General features: G+C 52.9%; 20 protein-coding genes. 4 read left to right on the top strand and 16 right to left on the bottom strand.

The features are described from left to right. Positions 1–33 precede the first annotated feature (33 nt). The 6 genes from NST08_RS08540 to spoVAC form a co-directional block, all read right to left on the bottom strand. On the bottom strand, positions 34–2247 hold the full coding sequence (locus tag NST08_RS08540) for a DUF4129 domain-containing transglutaminase family protein (RefSeq protein WP_341341689.1): 2214 nt from the start codon (positions 2245–2247) through the stop codon (positions 34–36). Beyond that, the gene (locus NST08_RS08535; RefSeq protein ID WP_341341688.1) at positions 2244–3491 is read right to left on the bottom strand and encodes a DUF58 domain-containing protein; all 1248 of its coding nucleotides are present in this window, start codon (positions 3489–3491) and stop codon (positions 2244–2246) included. The genes NST08_RS08540 and NST08_RS08535 overlap by 4 nt, the downstream gene beginning before the upstream one ends. A gap of 2 nt (positions 3492–3493) precedes the next feature. Continuing rightward, a complete protein-coding gene (locus NST08_RS08530; protein WP_007129355.1) occupies positions 3494–4450 on the bottom strand; it encodes an AAA family ATPase in 957 nt (318 codons plus the stop codon). 179 nt (positions 4451–4629) lie between these two features. Next, a complete protein-coding gene (spoVAE, locus tag NST08_RS08525) occupies positions 4630–4980 on the bottom strand; it encodes a stage V sporulation protein AE (RefSeq protein WP_007129354.1) in 351 nt (116 codons plus the stop codon). After that, entirely contained in the window at positions 4980–5999 is a 1020-nt protein-coding gene (spoVAD, locus tag NST08_RS08520) for a stage V sporulation protein AD (protein ID WP_007129353.1), read from the bottom strand. Before spoVAD ends, spoVAE begins: the two co-directional genes overlap by 1 nt. Positions 6000–6005: 6 nt before the next feature. Continuing rightward, positions 6006–6497, bottom strand: coding sequence for a stage V sporulation protein AC (gene spoVAC / locus NST08_RS08515; RefSeq protein ID WP_007129352.1), 492 nt, complete (start codon positions 6495–6497; stop codon positions 6006–6008). A 634-nt stretch (positions 6498–7131) separates the two neighbouring features. On the opposite strand from spoVAC, the gene NST08_RS08510 reads away from it, so the two are divergent. Next, on the top strand, positions 7132–8205 hold the full coding sequence (locus tag NST08_RS08510) for a M42 family metallopeptidase (RefSeq protein WP_028404355.1): 1074 nt from the start codon (positions 7132–7134) through the stop codon (positions 8203–8205). A 399-nt stretch (positions 8206–8604) separates the two neighbouring features. Then, a complete protein-coding gene (locus NST08_RS08505; RefSeq protein ID WP_341341687.1) occupies positions 8605–8979 on the top strand; it encodes a winged helix-turn-helix transcriptional regulator in 375 nt (124 codons plus the stop codon). Between the two features lie 154 nt (positions 8980–9133). Here the strand turns inward: NST08_RS08505 and NST08_RS08500 are convergent, their stop codons facing one another. After that, positions 9134–10210, bottom strand: a complete 1077-nt coding sequence (locus NST08_RS08500) for an SDR family oxidoreductase (RefSeq protein ID WP_341341686.1) — start codon at positions 10208–10210, stop codon at positions 9134–9136. Positions 10211–10363: 153 nt separating this feature from the next. Then, a complete protein-coding gene (locus tag NST08_RS08495) occupies positions 10364–11323 on the bottom strand; it encodes an acetylxylan esterase (protein WP_341341685.1) in 960 nt (319 codons plus the stop codon). 289 nt (positions 11324–11612) lie between these two features. Here NST08_RS08495 and NST08_RS08490 point away from each other — a divergent pair, with 289 nt between their 5' ends. Next, positions 11613–12458 (top strand): sugar phosphate isomerase/epimerase family protein, encoded by an 846-nt coding sequence (locus NST08_RS08490; protein ID WP_341341684.1) that lies wholly within the window; start codon positions 11613–11615, stop codon positions 12456–12458. Between the two features lie 177 nt (positions 12459–12635). After that, entirely contained in the window at positions 12636–12911 is a 276-nt protein-coding gene (locus NST08_RS08485; protein ID WP_077564858.1) for a hypothetical protein, read from the top strand. Positions 12912–12981: 70 nt separating this feature from the next. Here the strand turns inward: NST08_RS08485 and NST08_RS08480 are convergent, their stop codons facing one another. The 8 genes from NST08_RS08480 to NST08_RS08445 all read right to left on the bottom strand — a co-directional run bounded on the left by NST08_RS08480 (position 12982) and on the right by NST08_RS08445 (position 22447). Continuing rightward, positions 12982–14535, bottom strand: a complete 1554-nt coding sequence (locus NST08_RS08480; protein WP_341034020.1) for a hydantoinase/oxoprolinase family protein — start codon at positions 14533–14535, stop codon at positions 12982–12984. Next, the gene (locus tag NST08_RS08475; RefSeq protein WP_028404362.1) at positions 14528–15631 is read right to left on the bottom strand and encodes a DUF917 domain-containing protein; all 1104 of its coding nucleotides are present in this window, start codon (positions 15629–15631) and stop codon (positions 14528–14530) included. Before NST08_RS08475 ends, NST08_RS08480 begins: the two co-directional genes overlap by 8 nt. Continuing rightward, positions 15631–16896 (bottom strand): cytosine permease, encoded by a 1266-nt coding sequence (locus tag NST08_RS08470; RefSeq protein WP_341034021.1) that lies wholly within the window; start codon positions 16894–16896, stop codon positions 15631–15633. Before NST08_RS08470 ends, NST08_RS08475 begins: the two co-directional genes overlap by 1 nt. Before the next feature lie 142 nt (positions 16897–17038). Next, the gene (locus tag NST08_RS08465) at positions 17039–18595 is read right to left on the bottom strand and encodes a PucR family transcriptional regulator (protein ID WP_341034023.1); all 1557 of its coding nucleotides are present in this window, start codon (positions 18593–18595) and stop codon (positions 17039–17041) included. Positions 18596–18809: 214 nt separating this feature from the next. Beyond that, on the bottom strand, positions 18810–19508 hold the full coding sequence (sigK, locus tag NST08_RS08460; protein WP_007129338.1) for an RNA polymerase sporulation sigma factor SigK: 699 nt from the start codon (positions 19506–19508) through the stop codon (positions 18810–18812). 152 nt (positions 19509–19660) lie between these two features. Further along, positions 19661–20701 (bottom strand): dienelactone hydrolase family protein, encoded by a 1041-nt coding sequence (locus NST08_RS08455; protein ID WP_341034024.1) that lies wholly within the window; start codon positions 20699–20701, stop codon positions 19661–19663. Between the two features lie 308 nt (positions 20702–21009). Continuing rightward, positions 21010–21864 (bottom strand): anti-sigma factor, encoded by an 855-nt coding sequence (locus NST08_RS08450; RefSeq protein ID WP_341341683.1) that lies wholly within the window; start codon positions 21862–21864, stop codon positions 21010–21012. Continuing rightward, positions 21845–22447 (bottom strand): sigma-70 family RNA polymerase sigma factor, encoded by a 603-nt coding sequence (locus NST08_RS08445; protein ID WP_007129335.1) that lies wholly within the window; start codon positions 22445–22447, stop codon positions 21845–21847. The genes NST08_RS08450 and NST08_RS08445 overlap by 20 nt, the downstream gene beginning before the upstream one ends. Positions 22448–22487 lie beyond the last annotated feature (40 nt).

Raw genomic sequence — 22487 nt, 5'->3', positions numbered from 1 at the left:
TCTTCACATGGATAAGAACTGCCGAGCTCCTCTTTAAGCCAGACGAACCTTCCGAATCATTTTCTTGAGGACTTCCGCATCGGCTTGGACAAGACGCCACTGCTCCTCCGATACCTCTGCCGGACTATAGCGGGCTGTTTCGAACTGCTGCAGCAGCGGCTTCAGCTGCGGCTCCAGCAATGGATTGGCCTCGCTCCAGCGGCGAACCGACTCGCGCAGCGTCTCGCTGTCCTGACGGACCAATCCTTTCCGCTGCACCGACCGCAGCCATCGCTCGGTCTCCGCAATGACCTTGTCCGCAGCGGACAGCGGCTTCCCTGCACGGAGCCGCGCCCCGGCAAAGCGCAGATTAATGCGCATTCTCCACAGAATGTAAAAGATCCACAGCGCAATCACAACAGCTGCCGCAATGCCGATGCCTTTCCACCATCCGGAAGATTGATCATCCGATGCAGCGGCAGGTGGCGTCTCCGCCTCTTCCTGTTCCTCTTCTTCAACCTCTTCTTGAACCACTGGCTCAGCTTCAGGCTGACCTGTAAGGAGCGGCATACTAAAGCCAGGTGTCGCCTCAATCGGAATCCAGCCGTACTCGCCGAAGTAGACCTCGACCCATGAGTGCGCGTCGGCATTCGTTACCGTATAGGTCCCGCTGCTGACCGGACTCTGCCCGTCCATCGGGATGTATTCGCTGACTGAGCTGCTTCCGGGCGCATAGCCTTTTACCCAGCGTGCAGGGATATCCAGCGATCGGGTCATCATCACCATTGCGGTGGAGAAGTAATCGCAATAGCCCTCCCGGACTTCAAACAGGAAGCTGTCCACAAAATCCTCGCTTTGCTTGCGCGACAGATCAGGCGTATTGGTATATGAGTAGTTGCTCTGTAAGTATTGTTGCAGCAAAATGACCTTATCATACGGCGTTTCTGCCGATTCCGTGATTTGCTTGGCCAAATCGGTTACGCGGTCGGGAAAGTTTCTTGGGATCTGGAGATAGGCATCATCCACGGAACCGTTGTACAGTTGACTGTAGGTTTTGCCCCTAAGCTCTTCAAGTGGAATGACGGGAACCTCCGATACCAGCGTATAGCTTTTCGGGTAATCGCCGTTTCGTCCCCCCTGCAGATGCAGCTCAGCCCCTTCAGATACCCAGCTTAGACGCTCCGGATCGATAACCTCATCCAGCATTTGAACCTCATGGATCTTATAAGCTCCGAATAGGACCGGATACTCGGTATCGTTCAGCATCGTGACCGTTTGCTTCACGGTCTTGGTCGGCATGGAGCTTGCCTCCTCATCGGGAAGGCTCTCCCCGATCCCTACATCGGCCCCCGAGCGTCTTCCGCTCCGGTCGGCCCAGCCTGTTCCGGAGTAAACGGCCCTTGTCTCCCCGCGCCAATAACTGCGCTCCTCCGAGCTAACCGACATCACCGGGGAGTAATCAAAGTTGAAGCCGCTGCCCAGATCGTTATCGCCTCTTCCGTATCCGGACGAGCTCTCTACCGGAGTTTCGATCAAGGTACCGGTACCGCTCGTGCTGACGCCGGACAATGGCACTCCGCTCCATTCCCTCCATGCCGTATAAGGGTCGGTCAGCGTCGGATTGATGTGCGGCATATTGACACCGGCAACGATAATGAGCGAGAAGATGACGAGAATGTTGGCAATGATTTTAAACGGAGATCTGGATAAGTTAACCCATCCTTGCGGGAACCGTCTCCGAAAGCGGTTGAAGTGGTTCGTCACGAGCCAGCCCATGCCTGCTCCGGCTACCCATGCCGTCTCATCCCATAGAGTGACCTTCGTGAACGAATCCAGAACCGCAAGGCCGATCACGTTCAGTCCGACAACAAACAGAATGCGCCGTTTGGTCTTCGCCCAGAGAAATATAAAGACGAAAATTGCCCACGCTGCAACAGCGAACCATAAATACGGGAATAAATACATCAATTCATCGGATAATACCGTATCCGGTCCGAATGAAGGCACCGGCATGCCGCCGGCTTCCAGCAGCTTAAACACGCTGTATAGAATCAATAGGAATTGCAATACAAGCCTAAACACCATCTTAAGCGGTATCAGCGCTTCAATCACCGCCGTAATGGTGATGGCGGCGATTACGATCGCCGTCGTCTCCGACAGCCAGATGGATTCCGTGAAGGATACCCATTGCATGCCGATGATCCAAATCCACAGCACCGTCAGCGTATTAAAAAATGTCGTTGACAGCTTATCAAGCCACAGCTTCAAGCGACTCCACCTCCCAACGCAGCAGGCAGCTCCTCAAGCGATGAGACGGAGTAACATGAAATCCCCCGCGACCTCAGGATCGAGATCGATTCATCGCGAAGCGGCTTGCCGCCGGGATTCATGATTTGCAGAAAGCATGGATTCATGCCTCTGGCTTCCACCCAGCGTAGGACTTCGGACGCCTCCCTGCCGCTCATCGGACTGATGAGCAGGAGCACGGCTCCCTGCGGGAAATGGCGGTAGGAGCGTTCTAGCTCTGCAATCAGGCTGCCCTTGCGGTTGTAATCCACATCGACCAAATGCTGAATCATGCGCATACGTTCCCCTGCCTGCTCCGTCGGAGGAAACAGCTTGCCTTCCTCTGTGGCCGTAAACAAGCCCGTTCCCGCATGCTCCTTCGCACCATATTCAATCAGCGAAGCGGCAGCAGATACGGCAACCTCGAATTGCTGAGCGCTCACATAAGCATTCTGGGCGCCATCCAGGACGATCAGCGTCTTGGGAAAGGATTCATGCTCGAACTCCTTGGATTTCCACGAACCGGTCTTCGCCGTCGCGTTCCAGTGAATCCGCGAAATCCGATCGCCATAAACATAATCGCGCACTCCATTAATTTGAGTCGTCTCCCGCCTTGAGGCAGATACTGTTGTATGCGTACCGCCGAGCCGGGATCTATGGATATTCCGGTTCCATTTCGGAATATAAACCGTCCTTGGGAGGACCCTAAATTCCGTGTTCACTTCGATCCGTCCCCGATGCTCCATGATGCCGAAGATATCCTCGCTGATACATTCCGTCCCGGCGAACGCATACCGCCCCCGCTCGAGAGGCGGAGTCTGGAATACGAGCACCCCGGCACCGCGCATGTTCGGGATAATGCTGTCTTCGAATGACCATGAATCGCCGTTATGTCTTTGCAGCACTTCCTTGACGACCAAATACGGCATCGGCAATAACCCGGGGACGTTCACATCGAGCCGAACGCGCACCTGCTCCCCGGCATGAAGCTGATCGCGGCGATCCCGGTCACCGAGAATGTTGCGCTTCGCCTTTACGCGCCTCACCCCGCCAAAGCCCGCTCCGATGACATATACGGATAAGAGGCTGACCATGGAAAAGAGCATGAGAGAGGTTTTCCCTCCTTGAAACAACACGTACAAAAGACATAAGCACCAAACCGTCAATACCGCTGCCAGTCTGGACGGCTGCATGCCATTTAGAAATACGGAAACGGCGCGCCGCATGCTTATCTCCCCATTTGAACAGGCACTTTAACCTGTCGCAAAATAAAGTCCAGCACCGATTCGGGCGTTGCATTATCGAGCCGTGCTTCCGGACGCAGCATAATCCGGTGTGAGAGGACGTAAGGGGCAAGCGTCTTCACATCATCAGGCAGCACGTAGTCACGCTGCTGAAGGAAGGCAAAGGCTTTGGCCGCATTCATGAAGGACAGCGTTGCCCGCGGGCTTGCGCCCAGCATGACGGAAGGGTGCTCCCGCGTTGAGCGGGTGATGTTCAACAAGTAATCGGCAACCGGTTCGCCGATAAATATGTCGCGAATCTCGCGCTGAATTGCGGAGACGGTATCCATATGCGTCACAGGCTTCAGCCTATCCGACAGCTGTCCGTCCTTCGAGGCATACATGAGCTGCTTCTCGGTTGCCGCATCGGGATATCCCAGGCTTAGCTTCAGCATGAAACGGTCAAGCTGCGCCTCCGGAAGCATATAGGTTCCCTCGAAATCAATCGGGTTCTGGGTGGCGCACAGCATGAACGGATGCGGAAGCTCATGCGTCTCCCCGTCCACGGTCACGCTGCGCTCTTCCATGACTTCAAGCAGAGCGGACTGCGTCTTCGTCGTGGCCCGGTTAATCTCATCTGCGAGCAAAATATTGGTCATGACAGGTCCCGGCCGGAAATAAAACATTTCATCTCGGGGGTGAAATACGGATACCCCTGTTATATCACTCGGAAGAATGTCCGGATTGCATTGAATACGCCGGTAATCTCCCTGCATGGATTTAGCCAGTGCTTTGATCAATTGCGTTTTTCCCGTTCCCGGTACGTCCTCGATCAGAACATGTCCACCAGCGAGCAGCGCCGTAAGGAGCAATTGGATCTCGAATTCTTTGCCTAGCAGGCACGACTCCAGATTGGATCGCACCGAGGAAATGATTTTCATGGATTCTTGGCTTACGGGCATGTATGACTAACCTCCTGTAAGGGAATAAATACTTAATTTAGTACTATTGTACATGATCGAGGTCGCAGAGTACATTCGCAGCCATATTTTGTTCCTTAACCAACGCCAGACTTGCTTTAAACAGCAAAAAACCCTGGTTGTTTAACCAGGGCAGCATAGATGTCTGAACAGCTATAACATTAGCCTTTTGGCCTCACCAAAAGCGCAGCAAGAAAAGAGAATATGATCGCCGAGGATATCCCTGCACTCGTTACTTCGAATATCCCCGTCACGACCCCGATCCAGCCGTCCCGCTCCAGCTCTGTCAAAGCTCCGTGAACCAGAGAGTTGCCGAAGCTGGTGATCGGAACCGAGGCTCCGGCCCCGGCAAATTTGACAAGCGGTTCATACAGGCCGAACCCGTCGGCAATTGCGCCGGCCACGACGAGGGTGCTCATCGTATGCGCAGGGGTCAGCTTTATAACGTCCATCATGATTTGTCCGATAACGCAGATCAAACCGCCAATGATAAAAGCCCATAAAAACTGCATCAGTTGCTTCCTCCCGTCTCTATAGCTACTGCATGAGCAATGCACGGGATGCTCTCGCCTTGTTGGTATGACAGCGGCGACAACAGGGCACCCGTAGCAACGACCAGCACCTTGTTCAGTTCTCCTTTACGCATCCGGTTCAAGATATGGCCGTAAGTCACAACGGCTGAGCAGCCGCAGCCGCTGCCGCCGGCATTCACGTACTTCTGTTTTTCCAGATCGTAAATCATCAGACCGCAATCGGCAAAAACCGTGCCGTCCATGATGACATCGTTCTGCTTCAGAAGATCCTTGGCAATCGGCAGGCCGACGGATGCCAGGTCGCCGGTCACGATCAAATCATAATCTTTGGCTTGTCTGCCGGTATCTTTAAAATGCTTCGTAATCGTATCGGCCGCAGCGGGGGCCATGGCGGCTCCCATATTGAAGGGATCCTTGATGCCCAGGTCGACGACCTTCCCGATCGTGGCGTATGTGACGCGCGGTCCGTCCCCCTCGCTGGAGACGACGGAGCAGCCTGCTCCCGTTATGGTGTACTGGGCGTACGGAGGCTTTTGCGAGCCGTATTCCGTCGGATAACGGAACTGCTTCTCCACCGTACAGTTATGGCTCGCCGTGCCTGCCATCACATATTTCGCGGAGCCCGAATCCACGATCATCGAAGCGACCGCAAGGCTCTCCATGGAGGTGGAGCAGGCGCCGAAAACGCCGAGATACGGAACGCCAAGCTGCCTTGCTGCGAAGGAGCTGCTGATAATTTGGTTCATTAGGTCTCCGCCTACAAAGAACTGAAGCTGATCCTCCTTAATCCCGGCCTTCTCCGCAGCTTTCCGTGAAGCGTCCTCCAGCAGCTTACGTTCCGCCTTCTCCCATGTTTTCTCATTGATCTCGATGTTGTCGTATATATAATCGAAGTCTTCCGCCAGCGGCCCCTCTCCCTCTTCAGGTCCGACAATCGTACCGGTGCCGATAATGACCGGTTTGTTCTCGAACTGCCACGTTTGACCGATGATCTTCATCTCGCGTTACCTCCCCCCGATGCCGAGCACGGCGTATATGATGCCGATAATAAACGCCGCAACGGTACCGAACACGATCACGGAGCCGGCAAGCTTAAACATGCTAGCTCCCACTCCAAGGACCAGTCCCTCTGCCCGGTGCTCCAAAGCGGCCGAACACATGGAGTTGGCAAAACCCGTAACCGGCACCGCGCTTCCCGCACCGGCCCATTGGGCAATTTTGTCGTATACGCCAAAGCTGGTCAAAATGACGGAAATGATAATAAGAACGGCCACCGTCGGGTTGCTCGCTTCCTTCGTGCTCATATCGAACACGGTCATGAAAAAGCGCTGAATGCATTGACCGATCAAACAGATGAGGCCTCCGACCAAAAAGGCGCGTATACAGTTTTTAAATACGGCGCGGGGAGGCTCATGCTTCTTCGCAATCGCCTGATATTCGGCCGAGCTCATGGTACTGATATCAGACTTGGGCTTTTGGTTGTTGGAACCGGACATTTGGTTACACCTCCGCTGAATATTTAAGTATGGATTCTTCAACCAGCCTCGGAAAGCCATTATGGATATCACTCGATAATCATTATGCTTTGAACGAACTTCCTTTATGTTTGGAAAATCATCCTTAATGCAAAAGCCGCGCGGTGTCATGCTGTTTTGAACGATTCCGTCATCAGGGCGCAAACGGCCGCCACGGTGGTACGGCTCTCATGGGCAAGCATAAATGCAAAAAGACAGCCTTCCGTAACCGGAAAGCTGCCGATCGTAGTTGCTTGATTGAATTTAGCATAAATGTACCGTAACCATTTCGCCATTAAATCAAAAAGTAATTCAGCAATATGACGAGCAGTATGAAAAGAATGATAATGAGCAGAAACTCGCCGAATTCAGCTTGCCGGCAGTACGATCCCACCCCGTATTCGCCCATATTTCTTCGCCCTTCCCCTGTCCATGACTCATTGACATGTTTTATTCCAGCGTATTCTTCGGGAATCATTTGGTGCTTGGACGATCTATTTTTCCTGAGCAAGCCGCGATTGTTTCATAGCTTGTAATGTAGACTTTTGCGGTATATAGGGGCATACTAAATAGGATGAACTCATACATACCTTTTTTCCAAAGGAGCGAATAGCCTATGAATGAATCTACACGCGAATTGTTTCGGACGCTTACTGAATTTCCGGCTGCGCCGGGCTTTGAAAGAGAGCTGCGCGCTTGGGTAAAAAATGCACTCTCCCCATATACCGAAGAATTTGTACAGGATCGGCTCGGCAGCCTGTTTGCTGTACTGCGCGGGAACGACGAAGGTCCGAGAGTCATGGTCGCCGGGCATATGGATGAGGTCGGCTTCATGGTAACCGGCATTACGGAAGCGGGCATGGTGCGCTTTCAGCCGCTGGGCGGCTGGTGGAGCCAGGCCGTTCTGGCTCAGCGCCTGCAGATTATTACCGACAACGGGCCGATTATCGGGGTCGTCGGCTCCATCCCGACCCACCTGCTGGACGAAGCACAGCGCAGCAAGCCGGTCGATATCAAATCCATGTATATCGACATCGGCGCGGACAACAAAGCGGAGGCGGAATCGTTCGGCATCCGTCCGGGGCAGCAGATCGTGCCGATCTGCGAATTTACTCCGCTGGCCAATCCGAAAAAAATCATGGCTAAGGCATGGGATAACCGATACGGCGTCGGCCTGGCCATCGAGCTCGTTCAAGCTCTTCACGGAGAGAAGCTTCCGAATACGGTTTATGCCGGAGCCACCGTTCAAGAAGAGCTCGGACTTCGCGGGGCGCGGACTGCAGCCAACTTGATCCAGCCCGACATTTTCTTCGGCCTTGATGCAAGCGCGGCAAACGATATGATGGGCGACAAGAGCCAATTCGGCCAGCTCGGACAAGGGGCCTTGCTCCGCATCTTCGATCCGACGATGCTGACGCATCGGGGCATGGTGGAATACGTGCAGGATACGGCAGAGACGAATAAGATCAAATATCAGTACTTCGTATCGCCGGGCGGAACGGATGCCGGGCAAGTTCACTTAAGCGGCATCGGGGTTCCATCTACGATCATCGGCATTTGCTCCCGGTATATCCATACCTCGTCGTCCATCATCCACACGGATGACTACGAAGCAGCCAAGGAGCTTCTGATCAAGCTGGTTAAAGGGCTTGACCGGACGACGCTCCAGACGATTCTGGACCGGGCTTAACGGTAGGCGGCATCCTATATAAAAGGGAGATCAAGCCAGTCTCCATAGACGGGACTGACCCACAGCTTGAGACAAATTTAAAACACCTTCAAGAGAATGAGCCGTGTCGAAAGATATGGAGACAACCTTGGAGGTGTTTTTGCGTTGGCAACAAAAGTCAGCTAATCGGTAGAAGTGAAGAAGAAAGCCATGTCTCATAAATGGGGGTCCGTCCCGTGTCCGGCAGCTGTTTTTTCCGTCCGATTACCGGATGCGGGAAAAGTTCATACGTATCGGCATTTCCAGAGCAAGGTCGGATCAGATGGATGAAGGAGTTCATGTTATAGTGGAGGAAGTAAAGCGGGAGGTCGGAAATCGCTGGTAAATATCATATCGTGGTACGAAGGAGCGAGGCTTATCATGGAGCATAAGGAAAAAGTGTACAACACCGCGGTAGAAGCGACGCTGGAGGTCATCGGCGGAAAGTGGAAACCGGTCATTCTCTTTCATCTTACTTTCGGGAAAAGACGTAATAGCGAGTTGTTAAGCCTGATTCCCCAAATTACCCAGAAAATGCTGACACAGCATCTGCGTGAGCTGGAAGAGGAGGGCGTTATCGTACGCAAAATTTATAATCAGGTTCCGCCCAAGGTGGAGTATGAACTTAGCGAGTATGGCTGGAGCTTAAAGGAAATTCTTCATCTGATGTGCCGATGGGGAGATGCTCATATCGAGCGAAAATACGGCGAGTCCGCAACCGTTCTGGAAAAGCCACTGCTTGAGGAATCGCATTAACAAGCAGAGCAGAGCCGGCTAACAGTATAGCCGGCTCTCTTGTGCTTGTGCTTTCCGGCAACAGATATACCGGTCATGTTTTGGTTTTAACGGGATGAACGAAAGAAGCGCTCCCGGCTGCCTTGTTGCGAAAGCTTCAGTCACTGCCCGGTATTTATGGAATGACTTTGCGCCGCCGGAGCTCGTCAAAGATATTCAGGAACATGGCTTCCGTATCGACATACTCATGAAAACCGAAGCGACGCGCCTTCGAGCCGTCCGCAAAGAAATCATAGTCCCAGGAGAACACGAAATCGCCGAACTTCCAGGATGAGACCTCTTGGTAAGAATGCTTCGCAAGTCCATGCTGCTCAACCATACGATTCCAAACCGGCTCTTTATCTGCCATGACCGTTTCCAGATTCATCTGCAGAGGCGGTGCGGTTTCCATCTCGAAATACTGCGCAATCTTCGGCCATAACTCGTTCCAGCGGAACAGGTCCCCGTTCGCAATATTGAAGGCTTGATTGGCGCAGCGTTCATCGGTTGCCGCCCAAACGGTCGCCTTGGCAAGCAGACCGGCATCGGTCATCTCCAGCAGGCTGTGATAGGCTCCCGGCTTACCTGGAAAACGCAGGGGAATGCCAAGCTCTTTCGAAATCGAGGCATAAACGGCAATGACCATGGCCAGATTCATCGGGTTTCCAAGAGCGAAACCGCTGACAACGGAGGGACGCAGCGCTGACCAGGTCCAAGCCTTGCCTTTCTGCCGTTCCTCGAGGAAGTTCTGCTGATCGATATTGAATTCCGGCGGCATATGGTACGCATCCGTCTCCCGGGCCGGCGTCTTGAATGGACCGAGATGAGCTCCGTACACCTTGTAGCCCTGCATCAGGCTTACATGCTGCAGGTTAGCGGCAACGGGCTCGATCGCTTCCACGACATGGACGAGCATGGCCAAATTCGGCGCGACGAGTTCGGCCCACGTTGGCCGATCCTGGTATGCCGCATAGAAAATATGCGTCACTTCGGTCAAGCCGCTTAATTTGGCGGCCGTATCCTCCCGGTCCAGCAGGTCGGCCGATACATAACGAACGCGGTTCGTGGACTCCCCGCCTCGGCGCGATACGCCGATGATATCCCAGTCGGGAAGCGTCGCAAGGTACTCGATGAGGTTGCGGCCAATCACCCCGTTGGCCCCTACAACCAAAGCCGTTTTTAGCGAATGATGTGAACGTTGATCCTTATTCATATAAGCGCATCTCCTAACGTCATGTTTTGATTAATGTCATTTTGCACGTTAGGGTTTGGCTTGAGAAGTACGCACTTTGAAGTGATGTAATTACTTTTTGGTAACGTTTGAGCAGTACCAGCCCTTTTTGTTCAGGAAATTTGTTGAACTACTTTAATGAACCAAGACCCGTTCCAGAAAGAGCACCGCTTCCCTCTTCTGATACTCATTCACCTCATGTCCTGAGAAAGGATAATCCCGTATTTCCTTGGGTGCCTGTATCCGGTTATAAGCTGCGTATATTGTCTCCGGCATGCATACCGTATCCTTCCAGCCGACAGAAACCATGACCGGCGCTTTGATTCTTGGTGCAAGATTCAGGATGTCGAAATGAGCCAGATGATACAGAATAGGATCCAGCAGTTCCGGATAACGCTTGATATACTGGGCGATTTCCGTCAATGAGCTGGCCGAGTGCAGCACGCCGTAATCCATTCTGCACAGATTCGGAATGTCTGCCACGATTGCAGCCACCTTCGGATGCAATGCCCCGGCAAGGAGCGCAAGGCCGCCTCCCTGGCTTCCCCCGACGACTGCGATTTTGGCAGGATCTACCCCAGGCTGTGCCAAGGCAGCATCGACGGCTCTTACGGTATCGATGGCCATCGCCATATAGTAGGATCGATGAATGTCGGTAATGCCCTGGGACACCCAGCCTTTCACGACGCCTCCATCCAAGGGCAGCAGATTTCCCGTCTCTCCGCTCTGGCCCCGGACATCAGCTGCCAGAACGGAATAGCCGAGCATCAGCCAATGGGCATATCGTTCCGGCAGCCCTCGGTCTCCGGAATATCCAGGAAAGGTAATGACGCAAGGCCGTTTGGACGATTCATTGGAATCCGCAGGCGTTATGTACCAGGCATGGATCGGTGTCTCGTCAAAGCCGCGGTACGTCACCTTGGACACCTTCATATGGGGATACGGTGTTTCTTCCGGCTCACTTTCGACTTGAAGCGGCGAGCCTGCGTATACATGGAGATAATGATCCCAGAATCGATTCAGCTCGTCCTCGTTCATCGTCGGTTCCGGACGGCAGTTGTTCAGTTCCCTCTTGCGAATCTGTATGGTATTCATTGGTTTGGTTGTTCGTCTCCTTTACCGTCGCTTGTTTCACGATTCATCGTTTACTGTACGATCATCCCGATTGATTTGTGCCCCAACGAAATAAGCAAAAAAATAGCACCCTCGGGAGTCTCTATAACAAGAATATTTCGGCGTCTTGGTTTGCATTCCCTCTCTACCCGATATAATATCCTATGTCTTTAACTCAACTTTAAATCTCGTAATAAAAAGGTTTCATAGATTTAAAGGCGAAAACATAACTATAATAGAGATGAACTTTAAGAGATTGGAGACGATAGAAATGCTTCAAGGATTAACAGCTGCAGGAATCGGAAAACTTGAAAGCGATTTACAGCTTATCGAACTTGCTTCCCGCTACGGTTTTGACTGCGTGGATTTAGATGCGAAGAGCTTGGTGGACCGTTTGGGAAAAGAAGAAGCGGCAGCGCTGCTGCAATCGAGCAACATTCAAATTGGCGCCATCGGATTGCCTGTGGAGTGGAGAGGAACGGATGAGCAGTTCCTGGAAGGGCTGGAGAAGCTTCCGTCCGCAGCGGCCGCGGCTGCTGCCTTGGGCTGCACTCGCTGCTGTACATACATTCTTCCTTCCACGGATGCGCCGGCTGCGCATTTCATGGCTGTGGCTACCAAGCGCCTTCGCAGCTGCGCGAACATTCTGGGCGCTTACGGCATTCGGCTGGGGCTGGAATTCGTCGGGCCGCATCATCTGCGCACGCAGTGGAAGCATCCGTTCATCTGGACCGTTCAGGAAACGCTGGATTGGATCGATGCCATCGGCGAACCGAATGTCGGGCTTCTGTATGATGCTTACCACTGGTACACCAATGAAATGAGCGTGTCGGACATCCGCCAGCTGCGTGCGGACCAGATTGTTCATGTTCATATTAATGACGCCAAGGATATTCCGGTGCAGGACGTCCTCGATAATGATCGGCAGTATCCAGGTGAGGGAGTCATCGATTTGGCAGGCTTCCTTCGCGCGCTGAACGATATCGGGTATGCAGGGCCAGTCAGCCAAGAGATATTGACCGCTGCCCAGCCGACGGCTTCGCCTGAAGAGCTTGTCATCAGATCACGCGCTGCGTTTGATCGGGTGTTTCAGGCTGCAGGGTTGATACAGCAATAAAGCACCGGATGCCCGAGCGTCACTATATAAGTGAACAATGAATGGATGTTAGGGCAAGTACGTAAAATGATCCTACAATCGCTGTTGGTTTCAGATTGGCCGCGGTTTTTCCGCATGATTTCCGGGATCACAGGGGACACTGAGGGTATATCAGGTACCCGACAGGAGGGCTTCACGATGAACCGGTTTAAGAAGGAAGAACGGGATGAGTATACGGATTTGTCAACCGTAGAGTCCCAGCGCAACGATCTGACTGCGGAAGAGTTTCCCGAAGGTCCTTTCGGCTCAAGCCTAATGACGGAATCGCTGGGCAAGAGCAGCCCATGGAGAGCCGATCAGCGGCCCCCGAACCGCTTCGACTATGAAAATCGGGAGCTTCATCAGGAGCTGAAACGCGACTATCCGTCCGAGGATCAAATCATCCAGACCGAATTCGATCAGGAAGAATCCTGATCAGCTTCTAAAAAGCCAAACAGCCGGACCCCTTGACGCAACTCTCAAGGGGTCCGGCTGTTTCACGTTCCTATTTCATTTTCCCTACGACTTTCACTCTTAATCTTGTCGCATTCTCCGGATGATAAGCCAGCGGGGTTTCTTCCACTTCAACCAATTCGATCGTAACCGCATCCGCTCCGGCCAATACCGCCTGCTTGACCGCTTTTGCCTCCGCATCCTTCAGACAAGCCTCGCGCGGTTCCCGTGCATAAATATAAATCTGTTCATATTGCCCGCTGATTTGAGCAATGGACGCCCCGATGGCGTTGGCTACACTTCCGTTCTCCACTTTCATCATGCTGGCTACTCCCCGAATCGAATCCGGGATAATAATGCTGCCTCCACCGACAAGAACGAGCTGAACGTCCTCCGAGGAGGTTTTCATTTTATCGATCGCTTGCTCGACGATTGCAGAAATTTCGGCCTGCACCGCTTTCGCAAACGCCTCCTCTATATGGGACACTAATCGCTTGTCGCCTACATCGGCCAGTCCCAGCCGGACGGCGATATCGGTGGTTGTCAGCGTGCTGCCGCCAAAGACAAGCGCTTCTTCGCCGATCCTGTACCCGACACTGTCGGGTCCGACCGAGATCTTGCCGCTTTCGTCCACGCGGACAATACTGCCTCCGCCCAGTCCAACGGAGATAATGTCCGGCATTCGGAAATTGGTACGGATATCGCCGACTTCCACGGCAACCGACGACTCTCTCGGGAATCCATCCTGCAGAACGCCGATATCCGAAGTCGTACCCCCAACGTCCAGCACCATCGTATCTTTGATCTTCGCCAAATAAGAAGCTCCGCGAATGCTGTTCGTCGGGCCGCAGGCGATTGTGAGGATCGGGAACTGTTTGGCGTAATCAATAGACATTAATGTGCCGTCATTTTGACATAAATACACAGCCGCATCCGTAATTCCTTCCTCCTCCAGGGCGTTTACGAACCCTTGGGTGGTCGTCTCGATCACCTTGCACAGCGCCGCATTTAAGATGGTCGCATTCTCACGTTCAATGAGTCCGACGGAGCCGATCAGGGAAGAGCAGGAAACCGGATAATCTTCTCCATATACCTCGTGAATAAGATCGCGGACGCTTAGCTCCTGGTCATTCTTGATGGAGGAAAATACGCCGATGACCGCGATGGACTCGACTTTTCCCCGCCATGCTGCCAATAGCTCGCGAATTTCATTCTCATCGACTTCGCCGAGCACTTGACCATCGTATTCATATCCCCCATGAACTAGAGCGTAGTTTCCCGACAGCTTCTCAACCATATCGTCCGGCCAAGCCGTATACGGAGGAACGGAAGCCGTTGCAGGATAGCCTAGGCGAATGACGCCGACCGTGGCCAGCTTTTTACGTTCCACAATCGCGTTGGTGCATTGCGTCGTGCCAAGCATGGCATGCGTAATTTGGGTTTTATCGATGCTCGATTCCTGCAGCAATTTCCTAAGCGATGCTTCGATCCCTGTCTGGATGTCCAGACTGGTTGGTGATTTTACGGAGTGAACCAACTGATGAAGCTCGTCCAAAATAATGGCGTCCGTATTCGTTCCGCCCACATCGATTCCGATTCTATACATGATCAGCCACCGCCTTTTTCACCAGTTCTTCAATCGGAACATAATCGTAATCATATCCAAAGTACCTTGGTCCGGCCGTTTGGATTCCTTTATCCGTTCTCCATTTTTCATGCGCCGGAAGTCCGATTACCCGCACGCGCTTGCCATACTTCAGACTCTCGGTCGTGACGGGCGTTAACGTTTCATAATCCACCAGACAGAGCAAGTCCGGGGTCATGCCGACAACCTGTCCGTCCCTTTCGGCAACGAGATTCTCATTTTGAAAATGAACCTTCATATTGCCGCCTTTATGGGCTTCGATGCCTTCCAGATTCATTTTGCCGAGATTAAAGCCTCCCTTGGTTTCCCGGATCACATCGACGATTTTTCCTTGGAACAGCTCGAAGCCGGACACCAACGTTAAAAGCTCATGCAGCTTTTCTTTCGCATCTCTATGGTTCGAGGAAATAATCTGCCCGATTTGCTCAGATAACGTAACCACATGATGGACCCCGCTTCTCTTCATTTGAGCCCCGGTCGTCGGGTACAGGCTCACCAAAGCGCTGGCCCCCATTTCGACCGTAGCTGCCCGGGCCAAGCGTTCTGTCCATTTGTTATCGATCGTTTCAAAAATGCCGATATTTCCTTTCTCGTCCGTAATCGCCATGGGCGTTGCCGAGATTCCATCCAGGTTAAATGTCACCATCTGCAGCTCGGGAAAGGCTCTGCCCATTCCGTCGCAATCGATCAGCGGCAGACCGAGCTGCGCCGCAACGACGATCGGGATCATGGAATTGACGCCGCCCGCTTCCATGGGATACGTGCCTGCGATTTTGTCCTCTCCCAAATACCGGGCCAGCTTCTGAAAGACCTTCACAAACTCGCTTCCGTTCGGAAATTTCTCGGATGATACGGAAGGGGCTCCCATCATGGCTGCCGGAATAAAAAAGTCTTCATCGCCGATTTCATCGACCGAATACAATTTGACGGGCCCGTTCTTCTCAACAGCCGAAATCGCCATCAATTTTCCGATATACGGGTCTCCGCCACCGCCTGTTCCCAGGAAAGCAGCGCCAATCGCAATATTTTCAATCGAGGCTTTATCTAAATATCTCATCAGTGTTCCTCCAATATGACAGACTTTGTAACGGTAAAGCGATATCCTACCACATAAATGACAAATGAAATGACAATGCCGATCAACGGCTGATTAGATACCTGCGGTAAACTGGGGAAGAACGACACCACGACGGGTAGGCAGGCAATGACCGAACCGATCAGCCACGATAAAACGCCCAGTCGATTAACGCCCTCCGTTTCCTTCCAGCGGCTTTTATCCCCTTTGTTCATCACCCAATAAGCGGCAATCATGACGCCCGCTACGGGAGGCACCATGGCCGACAACACGGACATGACCGGCGTAAAGTAATCCAGAATGCCCACGACGGCAAGCACCGTCCCGATCAGTCCGGCGGCGCCTACCGCCCATTTTTCTTTTTCCTTGGAAACGTTAAAGACATTGATCAACGCGAACCCGCCCGAGATCGCATTCACCATATTGGTCTTCCAAGCCGCCAGGATCAGCACGATGCCGCCGATCAACGGAGTGGCGATGTTCAAAAAGACGGCCGTAACATCATTCGTTTGGTAAGCCAGCGTCAAGACGGCCCCTACGCTAATCATCAGAACGCCTGCCGGGATAATCCCGAAGAGGGCGGCTTTCCACACATCGGAACGCTTCGCGGAAAATTGCGAATAATCCCCGGCAATAACCGCTCCGAGCGCAAAGGAGCCCATCGTTACCGCCAGCCCGTCCATGAAGCTCATGTCCTGCTCAGGTCTGTAGTTCGAAATAAGCTGCAGCGTCTCTCCATTCAGCGCCTTGACCAAACCATACACGCAGAGCACGACCAGCAATGGTACCGCAATATAACTGAGCACGCGCAGTACTTTGATTCCGTACATTGCAGAAACGACCATCACCAAACCGCTGATCAGCGAGGCTATTGGGACCGGAATCGCAATATCAAACTCGGCCAACAAATTTGCCAGCGCCGCGCCGCACACATTGGCCTGAATCCCAAACCAACCGAGGCAGGCAATCGTCAAAATAATCGAAAGAATCGTGCGGGATCCCTTGCTGCCAAACACCTGGCTCGCAACCTGAACGGTCGACTTGCCCAGCTCCGTGCTTTGAATTCCCTGTAAAATCATGATGGCTACGATAATGGCGTACCCGACCAAAGTAACCACTAAGGTTTGGGATAAGCTCATACCGGTGATGAGCGTATTCCCTACCAGGAGACCCGGTATGCTGATCATCGCGCCGGCCCAAACGATCCCCAGCGTGAACCAAGACTGCGTTTTTTCTGTATTGCTCATCCTATCCCGCTCCCTCCACTTGATCGAGTGACCAAAAACTATTTTTCTTATTGTAAAAGAAGAGGGACAACGCGTCTTTTTCCGAAATAAAAATAAAAATCCGAATTTTTGTCATTTTCGACAAACCCTCGGATTCTTGGACTTAGTTATGGATTAACCGGTAGATCATGCAGGCCAGATACACATCGTAAAATTCGGAATTCATCGTGATATCGTAGCCCAGCAGCTCGCTGATTTTCTTGATGCGGTACTTTACGGTGTTTTTGTGGACAAAGAGGAGCTTGGCACAGACATCAAAATTCCCCTTCGCATCCAGAAGAAATATCGTTAATGTTCTAACCGATTCAGGGTCATCCAGAATAGGAGCGATCACCGCCATCCATTCCTCAATGACTTCTTCTCCTTGCACGCTCAAGTCGATCGCCCGCTTCATGGAGCGAATTTCTGCAGCCGTAAACATTTTCCGTTCTTGATATATAAGATGCACTTTCTTCCCGACTTGGTTCACGAGCTGATACATCCTGCGTACATCCGTCGTATTCCTCATTCTCGGCGCGTACACCATTTCCGATATGGATGGCAGGAAGCTTGTCGTATCGATATATTCTTCAGCCACCTCAATCTCATTGTATTTATAGGAGCAGTTGCCCAGAAGGACGATGATGCAATGATCGATCGTTTGAATGACCGCCGTTTTATAGGATTTGGAGAGATGCTCCGACAGTTCCTCCCTGATGCGTTTTTCCTCCGATAAATCCTGAATGTAGACGAGCCACATCATTTGGATCGACGCGACATCGATATGCAGCAGATGGGCAAGTCTCCGCATCTTTTCGCTTTCATCATTGATAATCGCCTTGACCAAGGCATATTCGCTGACCTCGTTATGCTTGTCTCCCCATAAATTGATAGCCACCTGCACGACCTCGCTGATTTTATCGATGGTCTTCCCCGGCAGCTTCGAATTTTCCTTGATTAAAAAAAGATTCAGCGCCTCCCCGTTCTTTTGGCGGAGAACCTTATGATCAACAAAACAGGAGATGTCGGAGCTGATCGCTCCGGCACTGCCGTTCGCCATTTGAGGCGCGTGCTCCTGAATGATTTTCACCACATCCAACGTAGAGTTGCGCGGCCACATGACTTGATTCACGATCTCAAGCTTCGTATTGGTCAGTACAATGTTGGCTTTCAGCCGGTCGGCTAACAATTTCAGCATTATCTCCACGCTGCGCGAATGCTCCGGAAGGTACGACACCTTCTCCAGCGATTCATTGACAAAATTATCATTGATCGTCTGATTGTCCAGCACGATCGCTTCCATCACTTCATAAATCACTTCATTGTAACGCAAGGAGGAATCGTTCTCGGGCATGCAGATGATAATAAAATTTTGGGACTCGGCTAATTGCAGCACTTCCTCCGGCACCTTCGGAATGACAATTCCGACATAATATAAAATCAGTCCCACTTCACCGAGATTAATCAAGTATTGAATCGCTTCGCACTGCTTGTCCACACTGTCCTTGATGGAGTATAACGAGCTGATCACAATTTCCTCCGCATACCACTCCTCTTGGACGGAACGGACGATTTTAGAAGAAAAATCAGCGTTGGAAACCTCCAATACGGATAATGAGGAGACCGTACGATGAAGGCTGTTCAGTCCGGTCAGCACCTTGGCGCCCCGGAATGAAGGCAATTGCAGTATATCTTTAACGGTTACCCCATATGTTTCACCACTTCTTCTTGTTTTTGTTCCAATGATCAAAGTTATAATCCCGTCATTAAGGGATGCTTATACTTGGCTGCGTGTCTTACATTTTAAAGTGATTTCTGCTGGATTGCTACCAGGAAAAAAAGCGCCGCATGAAACTTAAAGTCAAAAAAAGACCGGGCATGGCCCGATCCTCAAATCACTTTTTCTTATAAAACTCATGATACAGCTTCATTAGCGCCCGCTTCTCAATCCGGGACACATAGCTCCGGGAAATCCCGAGCTCCTTGGCGATTTCGCGCTGGGTACGCTCCTCTCCCCCCGCTTCGAGCCCAAACCGTCCGATCACGACTTCCTTCTCCCGGTCATCCAAAATATCAAGATTGCGGTAAATCTTGCTCTTCTCAATCTTCAGCTGCACCGCATCAACGATATCATCCGCTTCGCTTCCGAGAATATCTATCAATGTGATTTCATTTCCCTCTTTGTCAGTTCCTATCGGGTCATGCAATGATACGTCTTTTCGCGTCTTCTTCAAGGAACGAAGATGCATCAGAATTTCATTTTCTATGCAACGGGCAGCAAATGTCGCCAGCTTCGTGCCTTTATTCGGCCGGAAGCTTTCAATCGCCTTGATGAGTCCAATCGTCCCGATGGAAATCAAGTCTTCCAAATCCTCGCCGGTGTTGTCGAATTTTTTGACGATATGCGCGACCAGCCGGAGGTTATGCTCAATCAGTTTGTTGCGCGATTGAGGGTCGCCTTCGGCCATTCGCTGCAGATGCTTTGCTTCCTCATCCTCTGTTAGGGGCTGGGGAAACGCATTGTTTTTCACGTACGAAACGAGCAGGGTCAACTCTTTAATGAACAAAGCAATTGCGGTAAACAATCCAGGCACTGTAGGACACCTCCTGCGAAAAATACAATGCAACCGGCCCTATACGCGCTCGGTTCTCGGTCTTCTCATTGTATGTAGGCTGAGGCCCAGAAGTGCCTGTACGTTTGGAAATGCGTCCAATAAAATCGATCAAAATGCGGAGGCTTCCCCGCTCATCCAGCCGCTCCCGGCTTGCTCAGCTGATCGAACAGCCAATCGTACGAGTACCTGCCGCTGATTTGGTGCCTTCCCGGGAACAGATCGGCCATCAGTCGATCCTCCGCCCCTTCGCGCCGGTAGATGTCCCGGAGCTGATCAGCAGCGGCACGAAAGCCCTGCTCGGGAAATATCCGATCCTCGCTGCCCGATTCCACAAACAAGGGTCTCGGCGAGATCAGCCCCAGCCACTCCGGAAGCTCGGCATGGGCCAGCATGCCGGGGATGTAATTGCATACGCAGTGCTGCACCGCCAAGATGCTGTCCTTAAACGTATTCGGATACCCGGCAATGACGGCAGCCCGAATCCGCGGGTCCAGCACCGCGGTCAAAAACGAGATCATCCCCCCGCCGGAGAAACCCATGATGCCGATTCGGTCGCTGCGTACCTCTGCCCGGCCAGCGGCATAATCGACCGTCTTTAACGTTTCCGTCACGCGCAGACCTGCCAGCGTCTTGCCATGCATCATCAGCAGGGTGGATAAGCGAAGGCAGGAGTGGTTCACGTCCGGGTTAGCTGCCACATCCGCCTGAAGCCGCCGCTCTCCGAAGCCGGCAACGTCCGGGGCGATGACAATCATCCCCCGCTTCGCCAATTGAATGGCAAAATGCCCGTGGGCTCCAGGCGGCTCCATGTCCGGAGAGCCGTCCGGCTTCAATCCGACAATTTCCCTGCTTCCGTATCCGTGGCCGTGAAGCGCTACGACAGCAGGCAGCGGGTCGCGGCTGTAGCTGTCCGGAACGAGCACGTACGCTGCAAACGACAATCCGGGTATCGCCGACAGCTGAACCCGTTCCCGAATATAACCGTCACAGACCGTTCGTTCAAGCAGTACGGGCTCCTGACCCTTGCTTGCATCAAAATCGCCGAGCAGCTCACGCAGCTTATGCTTCAAGTACTGCTTTCTCTCCTCTGCCGTACGGGACGCCTTCGCCGTCTCTATACGCTTCATGCTGCTGTCGTACAGCTTCTCCAAATATTCGTCCGCATGCCACATCCGCTATTACACCGCCCTTTTAGTAAATTTCAGATTGGATCACATGACTCGTATATGATCCGTGTTTCGATTGCTCTATTTTCTGTAGACAGACGCTAGACATCCGGCATAAGCATGGTCGCTCCCCATACCGGCTTCCCTGGCCAGACGGAATCCTTAAGGGAACCGGTGTGTAACGGTCATTGGTCTTGCTCTCACCAAGACAGCGGATCTTGCCGTTGCGGCACCGGGCGATACGGTTGATTGCTAACGGCAATCCGCTGTTTCGCCGGTCGGCCGTCTCCCGCAGCTGCGGATTTGCGCTCGCGTTATTCCTGCTCGAAATCGACAAGCACAGCCTCGGGGCCGGTCGGGCGCAAGCTTCCTCCTTTAGGTTCCATGCTGACGACGATCCGCTTGGCTTTTTTAGCGCCAAAGCCGTAATAATAGCTTCGGCCCTGCGTCCCTTGAACGAGCATAAAGCCTGCGCTCGACAGCTGATCCTCATCCTGCAGCCATACCTGGTAATCCTTCTCCTTCAAAGAGTACAATCCGTTAACGACAATCAGCATTTCCCCGGATCCCCGCTTTAACCAGACCGATCCGCTGCCATAGAAAGGCTCCACCGGCTGGATGGCATACCGTTCGGTATCGGCGCTCTGCATATGCGCGATCCGCTGATTCACCGCATGATCAAAGGTTTCTTCCTTGCCCGCGGCCCCCTTCGAGGCAAACAGCCCGACGAACAGGGCGAGGAGGGCCGCCCCTGCGATCGCCTGCAGCGCATAACGGCGATTGGCGGCTGCACGTTTGCGCAGGGATCGCGCATAAGCCGCGCGCATAAGTCTCTTTCGCAGCCGCTGGGAAGGCTCGGGCTTGGGCTCGGTCCGATCGGATGCCTTCCCGGTGCTGAATGCAGGCTCCGCATCGAAACCGCCGGGGATCTCCCTCTCGCTGACTTCCTGAACCGAACAGTTGCCGAAGCCGCCGGCTTCGCCTAAAATCACCTGCCACTCGGCGGCCGTCCGGGCGCAGGCTTCGCAATGCCGCAAATGGCGTTCCACTGCAGAGCGGTCCGCTTCAGACAGCCGATTCATCGCGTAATCGGCCAGCTTCTCCTCCGAGTACAACGGACAGCTTACGACAGCATCATCTTCGTGATGACTATGCTTTGTATGCATCATGCTTCGGCTCTCCCCCTTCCTTCGGATCGGCGGCGTCAAGGCGCCGCCTCACGTTGTGAATTCCGTAGCGGATCAGCGATTTGATCGTCCCGACAGGGCGCTTCATCATTTCTGCCATTTCTCTGTGGGACAGCTGTTCGACGTAGCTGCCATATACGGCCATGCGCTGGAGCGGCGGAATGGCCCGCAGCGCCTCCTTCACTTGATCCAGCTCCACGCGGCGCAGAGCGGCCATCTCGACGGATTCCCGTTCGCTGAACAGAATTGGCTCCGGCAGCTCCTCCTCATTCCAATCACACACCGTCATGCGCTGCTTGCGGCGGAGCCGGTCCATCGCCCGGCTGCGCGTTCGTACGGCAAGCCATGCCTCCACGCTCCCCCGGTCGGGATCGTACTGATCCGCCTTATGCAGCACTTCCATAAAGATATCCTGACATAAATCCTCCGCATCGGCCGGATCCTTGGTCATCGTCAGCGCAAGCCGATATACCATCTGGGCGTAGTTGTCATAGAACCGCCCGAATGCCGCAGCCGATCCGTCCGCAATCTCTGCAAGCCATTCCGCAGGATGCTCGCCCACCATCTTCTCCCCCTAACATGACTTTATCGTCTTCGCCCGAACC

The sequence above is a fragment of the Paenibacillus sp. FSL K6-1566 genome (assembly GCF_038050475.1).
Lineage (GTDB): Bacteria > Bacillota > Bacilli > Paenibacillales > Paenibacillaceae > Paenibacillus_AQ > Paenibacillus_AQ lactis.
The sequence above is the reverse complement of the archived record's forward strand: the minus strand, read 5'-3'. Positions and strand labels throughout refer to the sequence as shown.

Bases quoted from the DNA above. Each gene is read 5' to 3' on its own strand.
- NST08_RS08450 (WP_341341683.1), bottom strand. From the start codon at position 21,864: ATGATGCATACAAAGCATAGTCATCACGAAGATGATGCTGTCGTAAGC.
- spoVAD (WP_007129353.1), bottom strand. From the start codon at position 5,999: ATGAAGATCATCGGTCAAACGTGGCAGTTCGAGAACAAACCGGTCATT.
- NST08_RS08530 (WP_007129355.1), bottom strand. From the start codon at position 4,450: ATGCCCGTAAGCCAAGAATCCATGAAAATCATTTCCTCGGTGCGATCC.
- NST08_RS08480 (WP_341034020.1), bottom strand. From the start codon at position 14,535: ATGTATAGAATCGGAATCGATGTGGGCGGAACGAATACGGACGCCATT.
- NST08_RS08485 (WP_077564858.1), top strand. From the start codon at position 12,636: ATGAACCGGTTTAAGAAGGAAGAACGGGATGAGTATACGGATTTGTCA.
- NST08_RS08470 (WP_341034021.1), bottom strand. From the start codon at position 16,896: ATGAGCAATACAGAAAAAACGCAGTCTTGGTTCACGCTGGGGATCGTT.
- NST08_RS08455 (WP_341034024.1), bottom strand. From the start codon at position 20,701: ATGTGGCATGCGGACGAATATTTGGAGAAGCTGTACGACAGCAGCATG.
- spoVAC (WP_007129352.1), bottom strand. From the start codon at position 6,497: ATGTCCGGTTCCAACAACCAAAAGCCCAAGTCTGATATCAGTACCATG.
- NST08_RS08505 (WP_341341687.1), top strand. From the start codon at position 8,605: ATGGAGCATAAGGAAAAAGTGTACAACACCGCGGTAGAAGCGACGCTG.
- NST08_RS08495 (WP_341341685.1), bottom strand. From the start codon at position 11,323: ATGAATACCATACAGATTCGCAAGAGGGAACTGAACAACTGCCGTCCG.
- NST08_RS08510 (WP_028404355.1), top strand. From the start codon at position 7,132: ATGAATGAATCTACACGCGAATTGTTTCGGACGCTTACTGAATTTCCG.
- NST08_RS08445 (WP_007129335.1), bottom strand. From the start codon at position 22,447: ATGGTGGGCGAGCATCCTGCGGAATGGCTTGCAGAGATTGCGGACGGA.
- NST08_RS08535 (WP_341341688.1), bottom strand. From the start codon at position 3,491: ATGCGGCGCGCCGTTTCCGTATTTCTAAATGGCATGCAGCCGTCCAGA.
- NST08_RS08500 (WP_341341686.1), bottom strand. From the start codon at position 10,210: ATGAATAAGGATCAACGTTCACATCATTCGCTAAAAACGGCTTTGGTT.
- NST08_RS08475 (WP_028404362.1), bottom strand. From the start codon at position 15,631: ATGAGATATTTAGATAAAGCCTCGATTGAAAATATTGCGATTGGCGCT.
- spoVAE (WP_007129354.1), bottom strand. From the start codon at position 4,980: ATGCAGTTTTTATGGGCTTTTATCATTGGCGGTTTGATCTGCGTTATC.
- NST08_RS08490 (WP_341341684.1), top strand. From the start codon at position 11,613: ATGCTTCAAGGATTAACAGCTGCAGGAATCGGAAAACTTGAAAGCGAT.